This window comes from Streptomyces ochraceiscleroticus (assembly GCF_000720485.1).
GTDB classification, from domain to species: domain Bacteria; phylum Actinomycetota; class Actinomycetes; order Streptomycetales; family Streptomycetaceae; genus Streptomyces; species Streptomyces ochraceiscleroticus.
In genome coordinates, this window is record NZ_JOAX01000012.1 from 89,785 (window position 1) to 107,051 (window position 17,267).

Annotated in this window: 12 protein-coding genes; all 12 read right to left on the reverse strand. The window is 72.9% G+C overall.

Going from position 1 to position 17,267, the window contains the following annotated elements:
* Position 1: 1 nt before the first annotated feature.
* The 12 genes from IG84_RS0116835 to IG84_RS0116890 all read right to left on the reverse strand — a co-directional run bounded on the left by IG84_RS0116835 (position 2) and on the right by IG84_RS0116890 (position 17,245).
* Complete coding sequence (locus IG84_RS0116835) at positions 2–265, reverse strand: hypothetical protein (RefSeq protein WP_031057357.1); 264 nt, start codon at positions 263–265, stop codon at positions 2–4.
* A complete protein-coding gene (locus IG84_RS0116840) occupies positions 255–1,787 on the reverse strand; it encodes an AMP-binding protein (RefSeq protein WP_031057359.1) in 1,533 nt (510 codons plus the stop codon). The genes IG84_RS0116835 and IG84_RS0116840 overlap by 11 nt, the downstream gene beginning before the upstream one ends.
* A complete protein-coding gene (locus tag IG84_RS0116845) occupies positions 1,784–5,110 on the reverse strand; it encodes a non-ribosomal peptide synthetase (protein WP_031057365.1) in 3,327 nt (1,108 codons plus the stop codon). Before IG84_RS0116845 ends, IG84_RS0116840 begins: the two co-directional genes overlap by 4 nt.
* Positions 5,107–7,380, reverse strand: coding sequence for a class I tRNA ligase family protein (locus tag IG84_RS0116850; RefSeq protein WP_051861826.1), 2,274 nt, complete (start codon positions 7,378–7,380; stop codon positions 5,107–5,109). The genes IG84_RS0116845 and IG84_RS0116850 overlap by 4 nt, the downstream gene beginning before the upstream one ends.
* Positions 7,377–8,447, reverse strand: coding sequence for an NAD(P)/FAD-dependent oxidoreductase (locus IG84_RS0116855; RefSeq protein WP_107053901.1), 1,071 nt, complete (start codon positions 8,445–8,447; stop codon positions 7,377–7,379). The genes IG84_RS0116850 and IG84_RS0116855 overlap by 4 nt, the downstream gene beginning before the upstream one ends.
* On the reverse strand, positions 8,447–9,766 hold the full coding sequence (locus IG84_RS0116860; RefSeq protein ID WP_031057372.1) for a lysine N(6)-hydroxylase/L-ornithine N(5)-oxygenase family protein: 1,320 nt from the start codon (positions 9,764–9,766) through the stop codon (positions 8,447–8,449). Before IG84_RS0116860 ends, IG84_RS0116855 begins: the two co-directional genes overlap by 1 nt.
* A gap of 145 nt (positions 9,767–9,911) precedes the next feature.
* Positions 9,912–11,231, reverse strand: coding sequence for an MFS transporter (locus tag IG84_RS0116865; protein ID WP_051861828.1), 1,320 nt, complete (start codon positions 11,229–11,231; stop codon positions 9,912–9,914).
* A complete protein-coding gene (locus IG84_RS0116870; protein WP_031057378.1) occupies positions 11,221–12,564 on the reverse strand; it encodes an ATP-grasp domain-containing protein in 1,344 nt (447 codons plus the stop codon). The genes IG84_RS0116865 and IG84_RS0116870 overlap by 11 nt, the downstream gene beginning before the upstream one ends.
* The gene (locus tag IG84_RS0116875; RefSeq protein ID WP_051861830.1) at positions 12,561–13,766 is read right to left on the reverse strand and encodes a saccharopine dehydrogenase C-terminal domain-containing protein; all 1,206 of its coding nucleotides are present in this window, start codon (positions 13,764–13,766) and stop codon (positions 12,561–12,563) included. The genes IG84_RS0116870 and IG84_RS0116875 overlap by 4 nt, the downstream gene beginning before the upstream one ends.
* Positions 13,756–14,811, reverse strand: coding sequence for a saccharopine dehydrogenase (locus tag IG84_RS0116880; RefSeq protein WP_031057382.1), 1,056 nt, complete (start codon positions 14,809–14,811; stop codon positions 13,756–13,758). Before IG84_RS0116880 ends, IG84_RS0116875 begins: the two co-directional genes overlap by 11 nt.
* A 61-nt stretch (positions 14,812–14,872) precedes the next feature.
* Complete coding sequence (locus IG84_RS0116885) at positions 14,873–15,994, reverse strand: cytochrome P450 (RefSeq protein WP_051861832.1); 1,122 nt, start codon at positions 15,992–15,994, stop codon at positions 14,873–14,875.
* A 42-nt stretch (positions 15,995–16,036) separates the two neighbouring features.
* Entirely contained in the window at positions 16,037–17,245 is a 1,209-nt protein-coding gene (locus IG84_RS0116890; protein ID WP_031057387.1) for an acyl-CoA dehydrogenase family protein, read from the reverse strand.
* Between the last annotated feature and the right edge of the window lie 22 nt (positions 17,246–17,267).

Genomic DNA, 17,267 nt, shown 5'->3' on the forward strand with positions numbered 1-17,267 from the left:
GTCAGGCCACCTTCTTCGTGAGTCGGGACAGGGATTCGGCGACGCTGCGCAGGGTGCGCATCTCGGCGAGGTCGTGCTCGGTGAAGTTCGCGAGGTCGACGTCGGTCGCCTCGCACACCTCGGTCAGGAAGAGGACCTTGTTGAGCGAGGTCAGGCCGTAGGTGCCGGCCATGTCCGCGTCGAGGTCGAGGGCGTCGGGGGCGACTTCGGGGTCCAGTACCGCGGAGAGGGATTCCCTGGCCGCGCTCTCGATGTCAGGCCGCATGAATGCCTTCCTTACTGTCGTGAACAGCGTCGTGGTAAGTGGCGAGGATCTGCTTGCGCTTGGGCTTGTACTGGGACGTGAGCAGGCCGTTGTCGATGCTGAAGGGCGCGTCGGCGATCACGACACGGCTGATCCGCTCGTCGGCGGTGCGGGCGGCGTTGGTCAGGGCGAGCTGGGCCGCGATGGCGTCCGGGTCGGCGGGCACGGCGGCCGGGGAGACGACGGCGACCAGGTCGGTCTGCGCGGGGCAGAACAGGACGCACTCGGCGATCGCCGGGCTGGTCCTCATGTGCTCCTCGATCGGCCGGACGACGATCTTCTTCCCGTTGTCCAGGACGATGACGTCGTCGGCGCGGCCGCGGATGAAGAGGAAGCCGTCCTCGTCGAGATGGCCGAGGTCGCCGGTCCGTACGGTGCCGTCCGGGGCGAACATCCGCTCGGAAGCGCCCGGTTCGGCATACGCGTAACGGTAGTTGACCGGGTGGTCGCTGCGCACGCGGATGGTCCCGTCCGCGTCCACCAGGACTTCCTTGCCGCGCAGTACCTTGCCGACGCTGCCGGCGCGGTGGGCGCCGGGGTGGTTCTTGGTCACGATGCAGGTTTCGTTGAGCCCGTAGCCCTCATAGATGGGCAGCCCGGCGTCGTGGAAGAAGCGCAGCATCGCCGCGTCGGCCGGCGCGGATCCGGTCCACAGGTAGCGGATCCGGTCCCCGAAGAGGTGGCGGGCCGCTTCCTGGACCGTCGCGGTGCCGCCGGAGCGCCGCAGCCGGGCCTCGACCTGGCGCTTGGCCGTCTCGTAGAAGGCCGGCACGCCCATGACGACGGTCGGTTTGACGCGGCGCAGCGCCGCGAAGGCCGCCTCGTAGGTGCTGATGGTGACGTCGTGGCCGTGCACCAGCGCCGAGTAGACCCAGTAGCGCTGCTGGAGCAGCGAGAGCGGCAGGAAGACGAACAGGTCGTCCCCCGGCTTGTGTTCGAAGATCTCCTGCACTGCGGCCAGCGAGCTGTCGATGCTGCCGACGGTCGCGCCGAGCCCCTTGGGAGTGCCGGTGCTGCCGGAGGTGAACTTGATCGTGGTCACGTCCCGCGGTGCCCAGTGGACCGCCGGCAGCGCGGTGTCCTCCTCCGGGCCCTCGGGGTCCTCCGCGAGCGCCCGGACCTCGCCGATCGGCACGGCACCCGGGGCGTCCGTGGGCTGGTCGGTGAAGAGCAGCGTGATGCCGTACCGGGCCATCAGCTCCGCCGAGGGCGCGAACTTGCCGGGCTCCAGTCCGGCGGTCTCCGCCTTCAGGAGCAGCGCCGCGAGGTCCAGCAGTACCCATTCCAGGCTGTTGGCGGCCAGGATGCCGATCCGGTCGCCCGGACCGATGCCCCGCGCCCGCAGCCGGCGCGCCAGCCGGCGGGCCCGCTCGTACAGCTCCGGCAGGCCGAGGCTCTCCGTACCGTCCAGGCGGGAGACGGAGATCCGGCCGCCGAGCGGCGGGGTGGAGACGATGTGCTGGAGGAACGAGTGGCCGGTCACCGTGCCTGCTCCTCTTCCGGTGCCAGGGCCGCGGCCATCGCGGCGACGGTGTCCAGGTCGGCCATCACGTCGAGCGGGATGGTGACCCCGAACCGCTTGCGTACGGCGGTGAGAATGCGGGCTGCCGCGATGGAGTCGCCACCGAGCGCCCGCAGGCTGTCGTGGACGCCGACCCGGGCCCCGCGCAGCACCGTGGACCAGATCTCGACCAGGGCCTTCTCGGTGTCCGTCGTGGGCTCGCCGCCGCCGCGCGGGGCCTGTGCCGCGGGCGCCGTCTCCTCGGTGGCGGTCTCGGCGAGCTTGTTCCGGTCCACCTTGCCGTTCCTGGTGAGCGGCAGGTCGGTGTGCCACATGATGGCCGTCGGGACCATGTAGTCGGGCAGGTCGCGGCGGAGCGCTTCGCGCAGCTCGGCCTCGGTGGGCCGGGCGTCCCCGCTCGGTACGAGATGGGCCACCAGGCGGTCGCCCCGCGCGCCGGGCCGGCTGGCGACCACGGCCTTGGCCACGGAGTCCAGGGCGACCAGCCGCGTCTCGACTTCGCCGGCCTCGATGCGGTAGCCGTTGACCTTGATCTGGAAGTCGCTGCGCCCGAGGATCGCGATAGTGCCGTCGGGCAGATACCGGCCCAGGTCACCGGTGCGGTAGAGGCGTTCGTTGCGTCGCGGGTCGTATCCGAACCGCTCGGCGGTGCGCTCCTCGTCGCCCCAGTAGCCACGCGCCAGCCCCGTACCCGCCGCGCAGATCTCGCCGGTCACCCAGTCGGGGGCGTCCAGCCCGTCCCGGTCCAGGACGTAGGCGCGGTTGTTGGCGTTGGGCCGGCCGTACGGGATGGACCGGCTGCCGTCCTCCTCGGGGCCGACCCGGTGCAGGATGTTCCAGATCGTGGTCTCGGTCGGGCCGCCGAGCGAGACGACGTCCAGGCCGGGCTCGAGCTTGCGCAGCGCGGCCGGCAGCGCCGGCGGGACGCGGTCGCCGCTCATCATCACCAGGCGCAGCGCGGGCGGTACCACCTCGTCGGCGACCGCCTGGTCGTGCAGCATCGACACGATGGCGGGCACGGAGTTCCACACGGTCACCCCGGCGCTCCGGCACAGGTCGAGCCAGTGCGCGGGGTCAACTGCCCGGTCCCGGTCGGGCATCACCAGCGCGGCCCCGGCGGACAGCGCGCCGAAGACGTCCCACACCGACAGGTCGAAGTTGAACGCGCTGATCGCGAAGAACCGGTCGTCGGGGGTGATGGCGAAGCGCTTGTGGCAGTCGGCGACGACGTTCGCGACGTTGCGGTGGCTGACCATGACGCCCTTGGGCGCGCCGGTCGTGCCGGAGGTGTAGAGCACGTACGCGAGGTCGTCGGGGGAGGAGCCGGGCAGCCGGGCGGGCAGTTCTGTCGCCGTTGTCTGAGGACCCGTCACATCGAGGCGCAGTACGTCCCGTTCACCGCTCGGGTCCTGCCAGTCGAGGTTGGTGAGTACCTGGCGGACCTTGCCGTCGCGCAGCATGTAACTCTGCCGCTCGGCGGGCAGGGCGCCGTCGACGGGCAGGTAGGCGGCCCCGGCGAGGACGGTGGCGAGGATGCCGATGATCTGCTCGGGGCCGCGGCACATCACCAGCCCGACCAGCTCGTCCCTGCCGACGCCCCGCTCCCGCAGCCACTGTGCCGCCGCGGCCGCGCGGCGCAGGAGTTCGCCGTAGCTGATCTCCGTGTCCGAGGTGAGGATCGCGGGGGCGTCCGGCGTGCGCTCGGCCTGGGCGGCGAAGGCGTCGCCCAGCAGCTCCTCCGGCAGCGGTACGGCGGTGTCGTTGGCCGCGCGGCGCCGCTCGCGCTGGGCGGCGGGCAGCAGGTCGAAGGTGTGACGCTGCCAGGCGGCCTCGTCCGCCAGCGTGTCCAGCAGCGTGCCGTACCCCTGGGCGACGTCGTCCAGCAGGCCCTCGGGGAACAGCTCGTCGATCCCGTCGAGCTGGACGACCAGGCCGCCGTGCTGCTCCATGGCGAAGGCGTTCAGCCACACCTGCGGGGTCTGGCTGACGCTGAAGACCTCCGGCCCGAACAGCTCCAGCGCCGAGCCGTCGACCTCGCCGTTGACGTGGCCGATGGCGCTGTTGAACGTGAAGGGCATCCGGGCGCCCGTCACTCCGCCGCGCCGGCGCGCCAGTTCCTGCATGACCTCGCTGCCGGAGAAGTGCCGGTGGTCCAGGTCGCTGCGGAGCCGGGCCTGCAGCGCGCGGGCCCGCTCCTCGAAGGTGCGGGAGCGGTCGACCTCCGCCTCGACCAGGATCGTGTCCGAGAAGTTCCCGATGGCCTCGAAGACGCGCGGGTGGATGGGCGGCCGGTTGGCCACGGTGGTGGTGAGGGTGAAGCGGGGCCCCGCACCCCAGACGGAGAGCGTTTCGGCGTACGCCGCGAGCAGCAGGGCCGACGGCGTCAGCCCGGCGAATGCGGCCCGCTCCTTCAGCGCCGTCCAGGCCCGCTCGTCCAGGCGCACCTGGCGCTGCGAGAAGCGGGTGGTGGTCAGTGCCGACGGGCTGGTGGCGAGCGGCAGGTCCGGGTGGGGCGCGAGGTCGTCGACGCGCGCCAGCCAGTACTCGCGCGAGCGGCGGGCCGGTGCCCGCTCCCGCCCGGCCTGCAGGGCCGCCACGTACTCCTCGTACGGAAGCTCGGCCGGCGCGCCGTCGTCGGTGCCGTCCCGGTACTCCCGCCACCAGGCGCGGAAGAACAGGAACATGCTGATCCCGTCCATGACCAGCCCGTCGTGGCTGACGTGCAGCACCATGCGGTCGTCGGCGAGGACCGTCACGTCCGCGGCGATCAGCGGTACCTGGTCGGCGGCGAGCACGCGGTGGGAGCGTTCCTCGCGCAGCGCGGCACGGATCCGCTCCTGCTCCCCGGGGCTCTCGCCGCGCAGGTCGAGGCGGCTGATCCGCGGCCGGTGCTGGCGGAATTCGGTGACCTGCCGGTCGTCCGAGACGAAGCGGGAGCGCAGCGCGCTGTGCGCGTCCACGACCGCTTCGAGGGCCGACTCCAGCCGGTCCACGTCCCACACGCCCTCGAACTCGTGGTAGACGTGGCTGGAGATGTCGCCGATCTCGAAGATGCCGCTGCGGCCCAGCAGATAGGCCCGCTGCAGAGGGGTCAGAGGGAAGCCCGGACCGTGCCGCTCCTCTTCCGCCAGGTGCGCGACCAGCTCCTCCTTCATGCTCTTGACGAGCGCGATGAAGTCGGGGTCCATCCGCTCGCGGCCGCCTTGGAGCCGCAGGTCGTTGCCGGAGAGGGAGACGGACAGGCCCCGGCTGTCGATCTCGCGCAGGACGTCGCGGTAGTTCATCGGGCGCCCTCCTCGGTCAGCGCGGTGACGGCGGCCTCGTCGGCACGCTCCTCGATCAGCGCGGCGAGGCCGTTGACGTCGTGGCTGCCGAGCAGTTCCTCGACGGTGACGTCCACGTCCAGCGCCTCCAGGATCTGGTACTGCAGCGTCACGGCCTGCAGCGAACTGGTGCCGAGCTGGCTCAGGTTGCTGTCGCTCGCCACCGCCTCCTCGGGCAGTTGCAGCGCCGCGCCGACCAGCGCGGTCAGCCACGGCACGAGCCGCGGGCCGGCGTGCGCGGGGCGGGGCGCGGCGGCGGTCGGCCGGAAGAAGACGGCGTCGGCGAGGCGGATCTCGCTCTCCGGGGGGACCAGCTCCACGGTGCGCGGCCACACGGCCGGCTCGGGCAGGCCGAGCGCCTCGGCGAGCCGCGCGGCGAAGCGGGGCATGACGGGTGCTGCGGCGTGCGCGAGGAGGCGGGCCGCGGCCAGTTCGAGGGCGATGGCCGTACGGGCCTCGCTCTCCCAGCCCGCGGTCTCCGCGAGGACGGCCTCCTGGCGGGAGAAGCGCAGGGTGTCCGTGACGATGCCGTCCAGTTCGGCGGCCGCCTGGTTGAGCGAGAAGCCCTCGGAGCCGAGGCTGCCGGTGACCGCGGCGAGCCGGGCGCCGAGCCGGGCGAGGAAGGCGGAGTGCTCCGGCGTCCAGGTACCGGCGTCCGGCGCCTGTCCGCCGTACCGCTTGCCGATCCGCGCCCCGAGGTCGTTCAGCCAGCCCTGCCAGGTGCCGATCAGGGTCTCGTCGAGCGTCGTCTCGTACGCCGCGCGCTGGAAGTTGGTGCGCCGGCCCTCGGGGCGGGTGGCCGCGAGGAAGTAGCGGACGGCGTCGACGGAGTCCGGCCCGAGGATCTCCTTGCCCCAGATGGCGTGGCGCCGGCTGGTGGAGAACTTGCTGCCCTCCAGCAGGTAGAACTCATTGACGTGGTAGTCGATGTCGGGCTGCCAGCCGGGGTGGGCCAGCCGGTAGAGGGCCGGGTAGAGCACCGAGTGGTAGAAGCTGTTGTCGTAGCCGAAGAAGTGGACGACCTTCCAGTCCTGCTGCGGCTCGGCGGCCTTCCACTTCTCGCCCAGGCGCGCGCCGAGGGACTGGATGCCGTGCAGGAAGCCGTACGACATCTCCGGCCAGACCCAGATGACCTGCCCGGTCACGTCCTGCTCGGCCGGCGGGACGCCCCAGTCGGAGGGGTGGCTGACGGGGATGTCCAGGCTCGCGCGGCGGAAGAGCCGGTCGCTCAGCTCGCGCAGCCGGGCCGGGACGCGGCCCAGGCGGTGGTGCTCGGCGATCTGCTCGCGGAAGGTGTGCAGCGGCAGCGACCAGCGGGCGACCGGGGCGCTGCGCGGGGTCGCGGCCGACCGGGCGGAGGCCGGGTCGACCAGGTCGGTGACGGTGTTGGGCTCGCCGCACTCCTCACAGATGTTGCCGCTGGTGCCGGAACCGCACGCCGGGCAGCCGCCCTTGACGTCCACCTCGTAGAGGTACTGCCCGCTCTCCGCGTCGAAGAGCGCCTCGGACTCGGTGACCCGCACCGTGCCCGAGGAGACCACGCGGGAGAAGAAGTCCTGCAGGCCGGGGCGGTAGGACGGGTCGTCGTCGGTGACCGTGAACTGGTCGGGGACGATGTCCATCAGGGCCAGCGTCCGGGCGATCTCGGCGCTGTAGTGGGCCGCGGTCTCGGCCGGCTCGCGGTCCTCGGCGCGCGCCGCGCCCACCACATAGCTCTGGTAGTCGTCGCTGCCCGTCAGGTGCCACGCCTTGGTGCCGTTCATCCGCTGGTGGCGGACGTAGGCGTCGGCGCCCAGGTACGGGCCCGAGAGGTGCCCGAGGTGCAGGTCGCCGTTGGGGGTGGGCGGGGTGGAGAAGACGAAGACCGGCCGTTCGCCGAAGGTGGTGCGCTCCGCGTTACCGGCCGAGGCCAGCGCGCGGGACGGGTCGCGCCAGTACTGCGTCAGGAAGACCACGTCGGTGTCGCCGGTGTTTTCCAGGACGTGGGACTCGAAGGGCTCGAAGAGGGCCACCGTGCCGGGCGCGGCCGGGTGGCGCCGCCCGTCGACGACGAACTCGCCGCGCCCCGCGACGATCACGAAGAACTCGGTCTCGTCGTGCTGGTGGCTGTCCGAGCTGCGGCCGGGTGCGACCCGCCCCCAGCCCGCGCCCACACCCAGGCCCTCGATGTCGCTCATGTCGATGCCGAACGCCTCGTGGAGGGCCGTGTCGTCGTACGTATTGATGATCACGCCGCGTCCTTTCGCTGGGAGGGAAGGGGAAGAAGGCCGGCGGTTTCCGCCGCGATGGCGGGGGCGAGCCGGTACCCGGAACCGTTGGCGGCGCCCGCGAAGACCACCCGGCCGTCGTCGGTGAGCGGGCGTACCAGGGGCTGCATGCCGGGGCCGTAGGCGTCGCAGAAGACGCGGCCCGACACACAGCGGTCCGCCAACTGGGGGGCGTACCGGGCGAGTACGTCCAGCGCCTCGCGCCTGTCCGCGGCGGAGATGCCGGCGGGCAGGGTGTCCGGGTCGACGTCCCACTCCTGGCAGGTGTAGCTGAACAGCCAGTGCCCGCGCTGGTGGTAGGGGAGCAGGAAGGCGTCCTCGTCCTGGAAGACGACCGCCCAGTCGCCGGGGTCCGGGGGCACCTCGATGTGCAGGGCCACGATCTTCTTCACCCGGGCGCCCAGCGGCGCGACGAGGTCCCGCCAGGCGGGGGCCGCGAGCCAGGGGCCGGGGGCCAGGACGACATGTCCGGCGGTCAGGGTGTCGCCGGTGCCCAGGGTCAGCTCCACCGCGTCGGGCCCCGCGCTCAGGCCGGTGACCGCGACGCCCTCGCGGAACTCCGCGGTCGGCCGCAGGTCGCGGGCCAGCAACTGGGTGAGCGCGTGCACGTCCGCGTACTGGCAGCCGTCGCCCTCCCACGCGGCCTTGCCCGCGGGCACCCGGGCGATTCCCCCGGCCACCTCCGCGACGGGCCGGAGCTTCGCCTCGGGCAGATAGGTCTCGCGCAGCCGCGCCTCCTGCGACACGTCGGCGAGGACCGTCATGTCCAGCCGGTGAATCGGCAGTTCGGGACGGGCGGCCTTGAGCGCGGCGTAGTGGTCCTGGCTGTACGCGGCCATCGCGCGGACCCGCTCCGAGGAGCCGCGGGGGAAGTGCAGGCCGGCCGAGCGGCGGCTGGCGCCGCTGCCGACCGCGTCCCGCTCCAGCAGCACTACGGAGGCGTCCGGAGTGCGGGCCAGGATCTCCCGGGTGATCATGCAGCCGAGTACGCCGCCGCCGACCACGGCGAAGTCGGTATCGGTCCGCGCCATCACGCGCCCCACAGGACCTTGGCGCCGGCCTTGGACGACCACTCGATGAACGACGCCAGCTGCTCGTCGCTGCGCACCCCGCTCAGCCGGTCGGCGATGCGCTGGCTGCGCCAGGCGTTCAGGCTGAGGTTGGGGTCGGCGAGGCCGCGCTGACCGCGGGCGGCGTTCTGCACGAAGATGTTGCGGTCGGCCGGGCCGTCCCAGCGCACGGCGAAGTCCTCGTCGATGCTCAGCTCGTCGCCGTGGCGCTCCAGCCGGCCGGCGATCGGTTCGAGGAAGTCCATGCGTGCCGGGCGGAAGCCGGTGGCCCAGACGACGACGTCCGCCTCGAAGTGCTCGGTGGCGCCCGGCTCGTCGTTGTGCCGGACGGCGATGTCCCAGCCGCCCGCGTCCGCCGCGCTCACGTCGACGACCTCGCGGTTGGGGTGCAGCCCGACCAGGTCGGGGTTGCCCTGGACGAAGCGGTGGACGTAGATCCGCTGGTAGATGTCGCGCAGCGTCGACTCGGAGATGCCGTCGCTGGAGAGGATGTGCTGCGCGTTGAACGCCTGCCGGGCCTCCGGCGGCAGGCCGTAGAAGTAGTCGGAGTGGGACGGCATGTAGTAGTCGTTGGTGAAGGGCGAGTCGTCGATCGGGAAGTAGTTGCGGCGCCGGGAGATCCACGAGACGCGGCGCGGCAGTTCGCCCTCCGCGCGCGAGATCAGGTCCAGGAACGCCTCGGCGCCGGACTGGCCGCCGCCCACCACCACGACCCGCTTGTCCTTCAGGCCCTTGGCGGCGTTCATGTAGTCGTTGACGTGGAACTGCGTGGCGCCCAGCAGGTCGCGGCCCTGCGGCGGGACCCACGGCCGGCTGCCCACGCCGACGACGATGTTCTCGGCGGTCACGGTGCGGCGGTCGGTGCGGACGGTGAAGACGCCGTCGAAGTCGACCTCCTGCACCGTCTCGCCGAAGACGACGTTCTCGTTGCGCCGGCTGGCCCAGGCCAGGTAGTTGCGGAACTCCAGCCGCGGCACGTCGTCGAACTGGGCGTTGAGGAAGTGGTACACCCGTCCCTGGTCGTGCAGATAGGACAGGAAGGAGAACGGGCTCTTCGGGTCGGAGAGGCTGACGAGGTCCTTGAACATCGACACCTGCAGGGTGGTGCCGGGTATCTGCTGGTCGTCGTGCCAGCCGAAGGACGCCTTCCGGTCGAGGAAGAGGTTGCGCACCTCCGGGCGGCCGTGCAGCAGTGACGCCAGGCTCAGGTTGGCAGGTCCCACGCCCACTCCAACGCAGTGGTACTGCGCGGAATCGGCCCGGTTTTTCGCGTGCCCCATGAGGTCTCTCCTTCAGGCGGATGCCGGCGGTCTGCCGGCCGTGTCGTGCCGGATATGAGGTGTGATGTGGCGTGATATCGGGCAGGTGGGGGGTCGTGCGTGACCGGACGGACGGTCGTACGTCCGTGTCACAGGGGGTTACGGGTCAGACTGGTGCGTCGGCCTTCACATCGGCCTTCACGGGTGCCGTGGCCACCGGCTCCGGTGTCACCTCATCGGCCGCCGTGACCGCATCGGCCGGCGCGGCCGCCGGCTGCCGGCGCACGGCGATCAGGCCGAAGACCGTGGCGAGGAGCGAGCCGACGGCGACCGCCGGCCAGACCAGCCCGCCGAGCTGCAGGAAGAGCCAGCTCCCGAGCATCGGGCCCACGGCGGTGCCCAGGCCGAACATGAACTGGAAGCTGCCGATGTACCGGGACCGCAGGTGCTCCGGGCCCGCCTTCGCGGGGTAGGCGAAGACCGCGGGGCCGCCGATGATCTCGCCGAGCGACCAGATGAGCGTGCCGACGACGACGGCGGCCGGTCCGATCGGCAGCCCGTAGAAGGCCACCCCGGCGCCCACGAGGGCGAAGCCCAGCCCGACCGTCAGCTTCAGCGGCCACTCCTGGGAGAGCTTGGTGATCAGCAGCTCGAAGGCGATGACGATGAATCCGTTGAGCGAGACCGCGAAGGTGTACCAGAAGAGCGCGAGCCCCGCGTCCTTCATGTAGAGCGGCAGCGTCGAGAGGTACTGCATGTAGACGGCGGAGTGGCAGAAGGCCGCGACGAGGTACAGCAGGTACCGCCGGTCGCGGACCACCGCCAGATAGCCGCCCGGAGGCCCGCCGTCCTTCGGGCCGGCCGCCGAAGGCACACGCGTGGCCCGTGCAGGCAGCGTCGCCCAGGCGAAAGCCGCGTACAGCAGGGCGATCGCGGCCTCGCCCCAGAAGAGCAGGTCGTACTCGTGGCCGCCGGCGTTGTAGAGGCCGTAGCCGACCAGCGGCGCGGCCGTCGCTCCCACGTTGAGCCCGAACCGGTACATCGCGAAGATCATGACCTGCCGGTGCTCGGACGTCAGCTCCGCCAGCAGCGTCGCCGACGCCGGCCGGAAGAGCTGCGCGCCGAGGCTGACGAGCGCGATCGCCGCCAGCAGGGCGGTGAAGTCGGGCAGGTAGAGCAGGGCGGCCGTCAGCACGCTGGTGCTGCCCATGGAGACCACGGTGGCGTTGCGCACGCCCATCCGGTCCGCCAGGGTGCCGCCGATCAGCGAGCCGACGACGGCGCCGGCCCCGTAGACGCCGAGGGCGATGACGGTGTGGCCGTCGGAGTACCCCTTCGCCGTCAGGAACAGCACCAGGAAGATGTTGAGGAAGCCGCTGAGGCGGTTGACCAGCACCCCGGCGAGCACGGTCTTCACCGCGAGTGGCGCCTCGCGGAACGTGCCCCACACCGTGGCCCGCTCCCCGGCCCGGGTCTCAGGAGCCATGACCGGCCGCCGTCCCCACCGTCAGGGTCACCGCGGCGCGCACCCGGCGCTCCAGCTCGTCCAGTTCACCGGGGGTCGGGGCGTCGATGAGGAAGGTCACCGCCCGGTCGTCGGAGCTGGTCAGCGGGGACAGCGGGGCGCCCTTGTCCTTGAGCACCAGGACCGCGCGCAGCGTCGGGGGCGCGTCCGGGCCGCCCGGCGCGAGCTCCGGCCACATCCCGCCGTCGCCCACCCACACCGGCGAGACGCCCGGCCAGTCGACCGTGACGTCCTCCAGCGTGCCGGGCTCGTGGTCCAGGTAGACCTGGCGGGCCCAGCGGCGCGGCGCGGGGTAGGAGGCATGCTCGCCGAGGGCGATCCGGACGATCTCCGGCTCCAGCGGCCGCCCGGTGGCCAGTTGATAGAGGGCGAGCAGGCCGTCGCCCGGGGTGCGGGCCGCGATCTCCATCAGGTACGGGCGGCCGTCGGCGCCGAGGCGCCACTCCGCGTGCGCGATGCCGTCGCGGAAGTCCAGGGTCGTCAGCAGCCGCCGGCTGGCGCTCAGCAGCGCCTCGTCCTCCTCCGTACGGGCGTTGGGCACGGAGTGCGAGAGCTCCACGAAGGAGCGGGCGTGCGACTCGGTGGTCTCCTTCCTGGTGACGGACGCGAAGATCACCTCGCCGCCCTGCACCAGGCTCTCCACCGAGTACTCCTGCCCCTGGACCTGCTCCTCGACCAGCACGGTCTCGTACGCGGGATAGTCCGCGAGCCGGTCCCGCAGCTCGGCGGCGTCCGCGACGGTGACCACCCCCGAACTGGAGTGGCGGGTCGCGGGCTTGGCCACCACCGGGTACGCCAGGCCGTCGAGGGCGGTCTCCTCGCGCTCGCCGGGCGGCACGACCAGCGAGGCCGGGCCGAATTCGTCGAGGTACCAGCGCTGGAGGTACTTGCTGCGGCAGGCCCGCGTCGCGCGCAGCCCCGGCCCCGGCAGGCCGAGCGCGTCACCGAGCAGGCCGGTCGGCTCCACCAGCGTCTCGCCGACCGCGTACGCGCCGACGACGGTGTACTGCCGCCGCCAGTCCCGGGCCCGGGCGATGAAGCCCGGTATGAACGAGCCCTCCTGGTCGAGCGAGCCGTCCACGAAGGCGATGTCGTCGATGAGGGAGGCCGGGTGGTCCGGGTCCTTCATGCAGGTCCGCGCCACCTCGCGGTAGCTCTCGGGCGTGATGAGCAGCACCTTCAGGCCCCGCGCCGACAGCTCCTGGAGGTAGCGCGGGTTGCGGCACACCACCCAGAAGGCGCCGGTGAGGACGAAGGCTTCGGGGGCTCTCCCGCCCGGTCTCGTGTCGGTCATGCTCGGTCTCCCCGTTGTTGTGTCGTCGTCTCGTCGTACGTGATGCGCAGTCCGTTGTCGCCGAGGAAGTCCAGCCAGCGGCCGGCTTCTTCGGCGGACTCGGTGGCCCGGTTCAGGCCGGCCGGCAGCGCACCGGCCAGCAGCCGGGTGATGCCGAAGGCGAGCGGCAGGGACACGCACCGGGCCATGGCGCTCTCGGTCTCGTCGCCGGTCAGGTCCATCAGGCAGGAGCCCTGCCAGCCCGCGCCGTCCGCCGTGCGGACGTCGAGCGCGACCGAGAGCACGACGCGGTCGCGGTCGGTCTCGGTGGTGGGGTAGCGGTCGGCCAGCTCCTTGGCCAGCGCCCTGGTCCGGGACTCGTCACCGGCGCTGACGGTGCGGAAGACCTCTTCCCAGGCGTCGCGCCAGCCCGCGTTGCGCAGCGTGCCGCGGACGAACGTGCGCAGCCGCCAGCCGTCCGGGATGCCGTACTGGGTGATGAAGGGCAGGCTGTCGCGGTTCGGGTAGACCTCGAACTCCGCGCCGTCCAGGCGGTGGACACGGGTCGCCTCCCAGGGGCGCGCGGCAGTGCGCTCCGCGCCCTCGGACACGTAGCGGGCGGGCGAGCCGAGCGCGGCCAGCACTCCGTAGGGCGCCCAGCTGAAGCGGTAGCGGAAGTCGTTGGGGACGGCCGGTATGCCGCCGCAGTACGAGGTGAAGTCCACCGACTCGGCCGTGTCGCCGACCGCCTCCCGGGCGCGCCCGACCAGCCGGTGGGCCATCAAGTGGTCGATGCCCGGGTCCAGTCCGGCCTCGGTCAGGACGACGATGCCCGCCTCGGCCGCCTCGGCTGCCTGCTCGGCCACGGCCTCGGAGACATAGCTGGTACAGGCGAAGTGCGCCCGGCGGTCCCGCGCCAGCCGCAGCAGCCGCGGGTGCTCGGTGGCGGGCAGCATCGAGACGACCACGTCGCCCGTGCCCACCGCGGCCTCCAGGACCCCGGGGTCCAGCGCGCCCACCTCGGCCCGGCCGGTCAGACCCAGGGCGGCCAGCCGGGCGGCGGCGCGGTCGGCGGTACGGTCCCAGAGCACCACCCGCGCGGCCCGGTCGCACAGCGCGCCGAGGCCGCTGCTGCCGGTGGACAGGCCGGTGCCGATCCAGTGGACGGTGCCGCTCGCGGGGACGGCCTCGGTACGGCCGGTGGTCGGCCGGCTAGCGGTCATGGGAGCTCTCCTTGTGGTCGGGGCGGGCCGCGGCCTCGAAGATGCGCAGCGTGCGCGCCCAGGCCGGGTCGGTGTCGGAAAGCTGCGCCAACTGCGGAGCGAGCTCCGCCGAGAAGGCCCGGCTGGACTCGGCGGGCAGCAGGGAGGGGAGGTTGTCGATGGCGATCAGGTCGGTGGGCCGGTCGCCGTCCCGCAGCCGCCGGACCGGCCGCTCCCAGTCGGTGACCTCGTCGTAGATGGGCAGGACGTTGCACTCCGAGGTCACGTCGCAGGTGACGTCCGAGATCACCGCCGTGCGGCGGCCGGGGTCGTCGAGGTCCGCCGGGGTGACGAAGGGCGGCACGGGCCGCGTGGTCAGCACGGTGTTGACCACGATGTCGTGGCCGAGCAGGGCCGCACGGTCCAGTGCGCGGGTCTCCGCCACGTCCCACCGGGTCGGGGCGATGCCCGCCGCCTCCAGCGCGTCGCAGGCGCCCCGGCCGCTGCGCCCCAGCGCACCGATCACCAGAGCCGTCCCGCCGGAACCGGCCCCCAGCAGGGCGTCCAGCCCGGGGCGGTCCGTCGGGCGCAGCGGCGTCTCCAGCCGGCCCCGGTGGTGCAGTACGGCCAGCGCGGCGCCGACGTAACCGGCCCAGTACCCGAACGCCGCGAGCCGGCGCCCGGCGTCGTCCGTGAGGTACTCCAGGTCCAGCAGCGCGCCGCCGCCCGCCGTGAACCGGCCGAGCAGTTCCCCGGCGCCCGCCTGCCCCTTGTAGGCGTGGCCGAAGTAGATATGGCGGTGCCGCAGCGCGTGTGGCTGTACGGGGAGCTCCTTCAGCCCGAGGACGTAGTGGTCCGCCGGCGCCTCGGGCCAGCTTCCCGCGGGCGCCGTGCGGCAGCCGGCGGCCGTGTAGTCGGCGAGCGGGAAGGCGCGCCGCGGCGACTCCTCGACGGTGATCTCGACACCCTGGTCCACCAGTTTCGCGGCGTCCTCGGGCACGAGCGGCGCCCGGCGCTCACTGGCGCGGGATTCGTGACGCATCCACAGGCGTGGCATGTCCGGCATCAGGCGGATACTTCCTCTTGAGGGATCGGCGGGCAGCGGGCAGCGGAGGGCCGGTCCGCGTCTACAGGACGGGAATACGGGCGTTGGCCAGCGGCCGGTACGCCACCTCCGTCGGCAGCTCGGCCGGGTCGAAGCCGGCGGCGAGCAGCTCGCCGACGACCCCGCAGGTCATGGCAACCGCCAGCGCCTCTCCGGGACAGCGGTGGGCGGCCGCGCCGAAGGTGAAGACCACGGGGTCCGCGCGGCCGGGCAGGAAGGCGTGCGGGTCGGGGTTGGCCGCCGGGTCGCGGTTGGCGGCGGCCAGTACCACCAGTACCTGCTCGCCGGGCGCGACCTCGGCGTCGGCGTACCGGAACGGCTCGGCGGCGAACCGGCGGGTGTTCTGGACCGGCGCGTCGTGCCGCACGACCTCCCGGACGAACGCGTCCGGAGCGGTCGGCCGCTGCCCCTCACGGGTCAGCGCCAGCAGGGTGTTGCCGATCAGCCCGGCCGTGGCGTCGTACGTTTGGGAGAGGAAGCCGACCGCGTTGGCCAGCAGCGGCGCCGTTGCGGACCAGTCGGCGCGCCGCGCGGCCCGGACCAGCTCGGCGAGGAGCCCCGTGCCGTCGGCGCCGCGCTCGATACCGGGGCCCAGCAGCTCCTGGAGCCGGCCGGCCGCCAGGGCGGCGGCGCGCTGCTGCTCGGGGGTGGCCGAGGCGGGGATGCACTGGACGAAGTCCCCGATGAGCCGGGCCGCTTCGGCGTCCGCGCCCCCGTCCAGCCCGCACAGCGCCGCCACGACCTGCGCGGGCACGGCGAACATCAGCTCTTCGAAGGGCGGCCGGCCGTCCTTCAGGTACGCGCGGGTGCGCTCACCGGCCAAGTCGGCGGCGTGCGCGGTGTCGACCCGGCCCAGCGCGCCGGTGACCACCTCCTTCAGCCGCCGCTGGAGGGCGCCGTCGGTCATCCGCACCAGGGACCCGAAGACGTCACCGGCGGGCGTGCCGGCGATGCCGGCCGGGACCGGCTCGGCGGCGGGCCGGACGCGCAGCGCGCCGGCGCTCAGCACGGCGCGCACGGCCGCGGCGTCGCCGGCCACCCAGGCACCCACGGCCGGGTCGAAGGCGAAGGGCCGCTCGGCCGTCAGCGTCGCGTAGTAGGCGTAGGGATCCGGCAGCCGGACCGCTTCGATGGGGGTGGTCACCCGTGGCACTCCTTGCTCGGTGGAACGGTGGGGGCCGGCCGGTCAGATGTCGCGCGCCGCCCGGGCCGCGCGGCGGGTGTCGAGCGTGCCGGCGATGGTCAGCCGCATGACCTCCGACGTGCCCTCGTAGATCCGCAGGGCGCGGATCTGCCGGTACAGGCGCTCGGTGACGCTGTCCTTGACCACTCCCGACGCGCCCAGCAACTGGACGGCGGTGTCGACGATGCGCTGCGCCTCTTCGGTGGCGTGCAGCTTGGCGATGCTGGAGTGCCGGGCGAAGCGGCGGCTGCCGCGGTCGGCCTCCCAGGCGGCCCGCGCCACCAGCAGCGCCGCCGCGTTGAGCTGGACGTCCATGTCCGCCAGCGACGCCTGCGTGAGCTGCAGGTCGATGAGTTTTGCGCCGCCCATGGACCGCGTACGGGCGCGGGCCAGGGCGGTGTCGGCGGCCCGCCGGGCGAAGCCGAGCGCGGCCGCGCCGACCGTCATCCGGAAGCGTTCCAGCAGGTCCATCGCGATGACGAAACCCTTGCCGGGCTTGCCCAGTACGGCGTCCTCCGGGACCCGGCAGTCCTCGAAGTCGAGGTGCGCGAAGGAGCGGGGCGCGAGCGCGTCCAGGCGCCGGCCGACCCGTACGCCGGGGGTGTCGGCGGGGACGAGGAACGCCGTCAGGCCCAGTGCTCCCGGCGCGCCGCCGGTGCGCGCGATGACGACGTACACATCGGCGATGCTGCCGTTGGCGATCCACGCCTTGCGGCCGTTGAGCACATAGCCGCCGTCCGGGGCGCGGTCGGCCCGCAGGGCCACGGCGGCGACGTCCGAGCCCGCCTCCTCCTCGGAGACCGCGAAGGCCCCCACGAGCGAGCCCGTGGCCATCCGCGGCAGATAGTGCCGTTTCTGCGCGTCGCTGCCGAAGCGGATGACCGGTGTGGCCGACAGCGCCTGGATGGAGAACGCGAAGTCCGCCAGGTCCTCGGCGTAGGCGAGCGCCTCGCGCGTCAGGCAGAGGGCACGGTGGTCGCCGGGCAGTCCCTCCGCACCCGACTCCGGGTCCAGAAAGGCGAGCCAGCCGTCCTCGCCCAGCTGCCGGACGAGGCGCAGCCCGGCCTTCTCCGGGTCCTCCTGCCGTACTTCGTCCCACAGGTCGGTACGGGCGTCGCACCAGGTGCCGAGGGCCTCGGCAAGCCGGCGGTGCCGGTCTTCGTAGAAGGGGAGTTCGAGTATTTCCGGGTCGAAGCTCGTGATCTGCTGCAAGGCGAGGTCTCCGTGCGGGGAG

What these genes read in the sequence shown, in the direction of transcription:
- IG84_RS0116835 (WP_031057357.1), bottom strand. Translation starts at nt 265, where the DNA reads ATGCGGCCTGACATCGAGAGCGCGGCCAGGGAATCCCTCTCCGCGGTA.
- IG84_RS0116845 (WP_031057365.1), bottom strand. Translation starts at nt 5,110, where the DNA reads ATGAACTACCGCGACGTCCTGCGCGAGATCGACAGCCGGGGCCTGTCC.
- IG84_RS0116855 (WP_107053901.1), bottom strand. Translation starts at nt 8,447, where the DNA reads ATGGCGCGGACCGATACCGACTTCGCCGTGGTCGGCGGCGGCGTACTC.
- IG84_RS0116860 (WP_031057372.1), bottom strand. Translation starts at nt 9,766, where the DNA reads ATGGGGCACGCGAAAAACCGGGCCGATTCCGCGCAGTACCACTGCGTT.
- IG84_RS0116865 (WP_051861828.1), bottom strand. Translation starts at nt 11,231, where the DNA reads ATGGCTCCTGAGACCCGGGCCGGGGAGCGGGCCACGGTGTGGGGCACG.
- IG84_RS0116870 (WP_031057378.1), bottom strand. Translation starts at nt 12,564, where the DNA reads ATGACCGACACGAGACCGGGCGGGAGAGCCCCCGAAGCCTTCGTCCTC.
- IG84_RS0116875 (WP_051861830.1), bottom strand. Translation starts at nt 13,766, where the DNA reads ATGACCGCTAGCCGGCCGACCACCGGCCGTACCGAGGCCGTCCCCGCG.
- IG84_RS0116880 (WP_031057382.1), bottom strand. Translation starts at nt 14,811, where the DNA reads ATGCCGGACATGCCACGCCTGTGGATGCGTCACGAATCCCGCGCCAGT.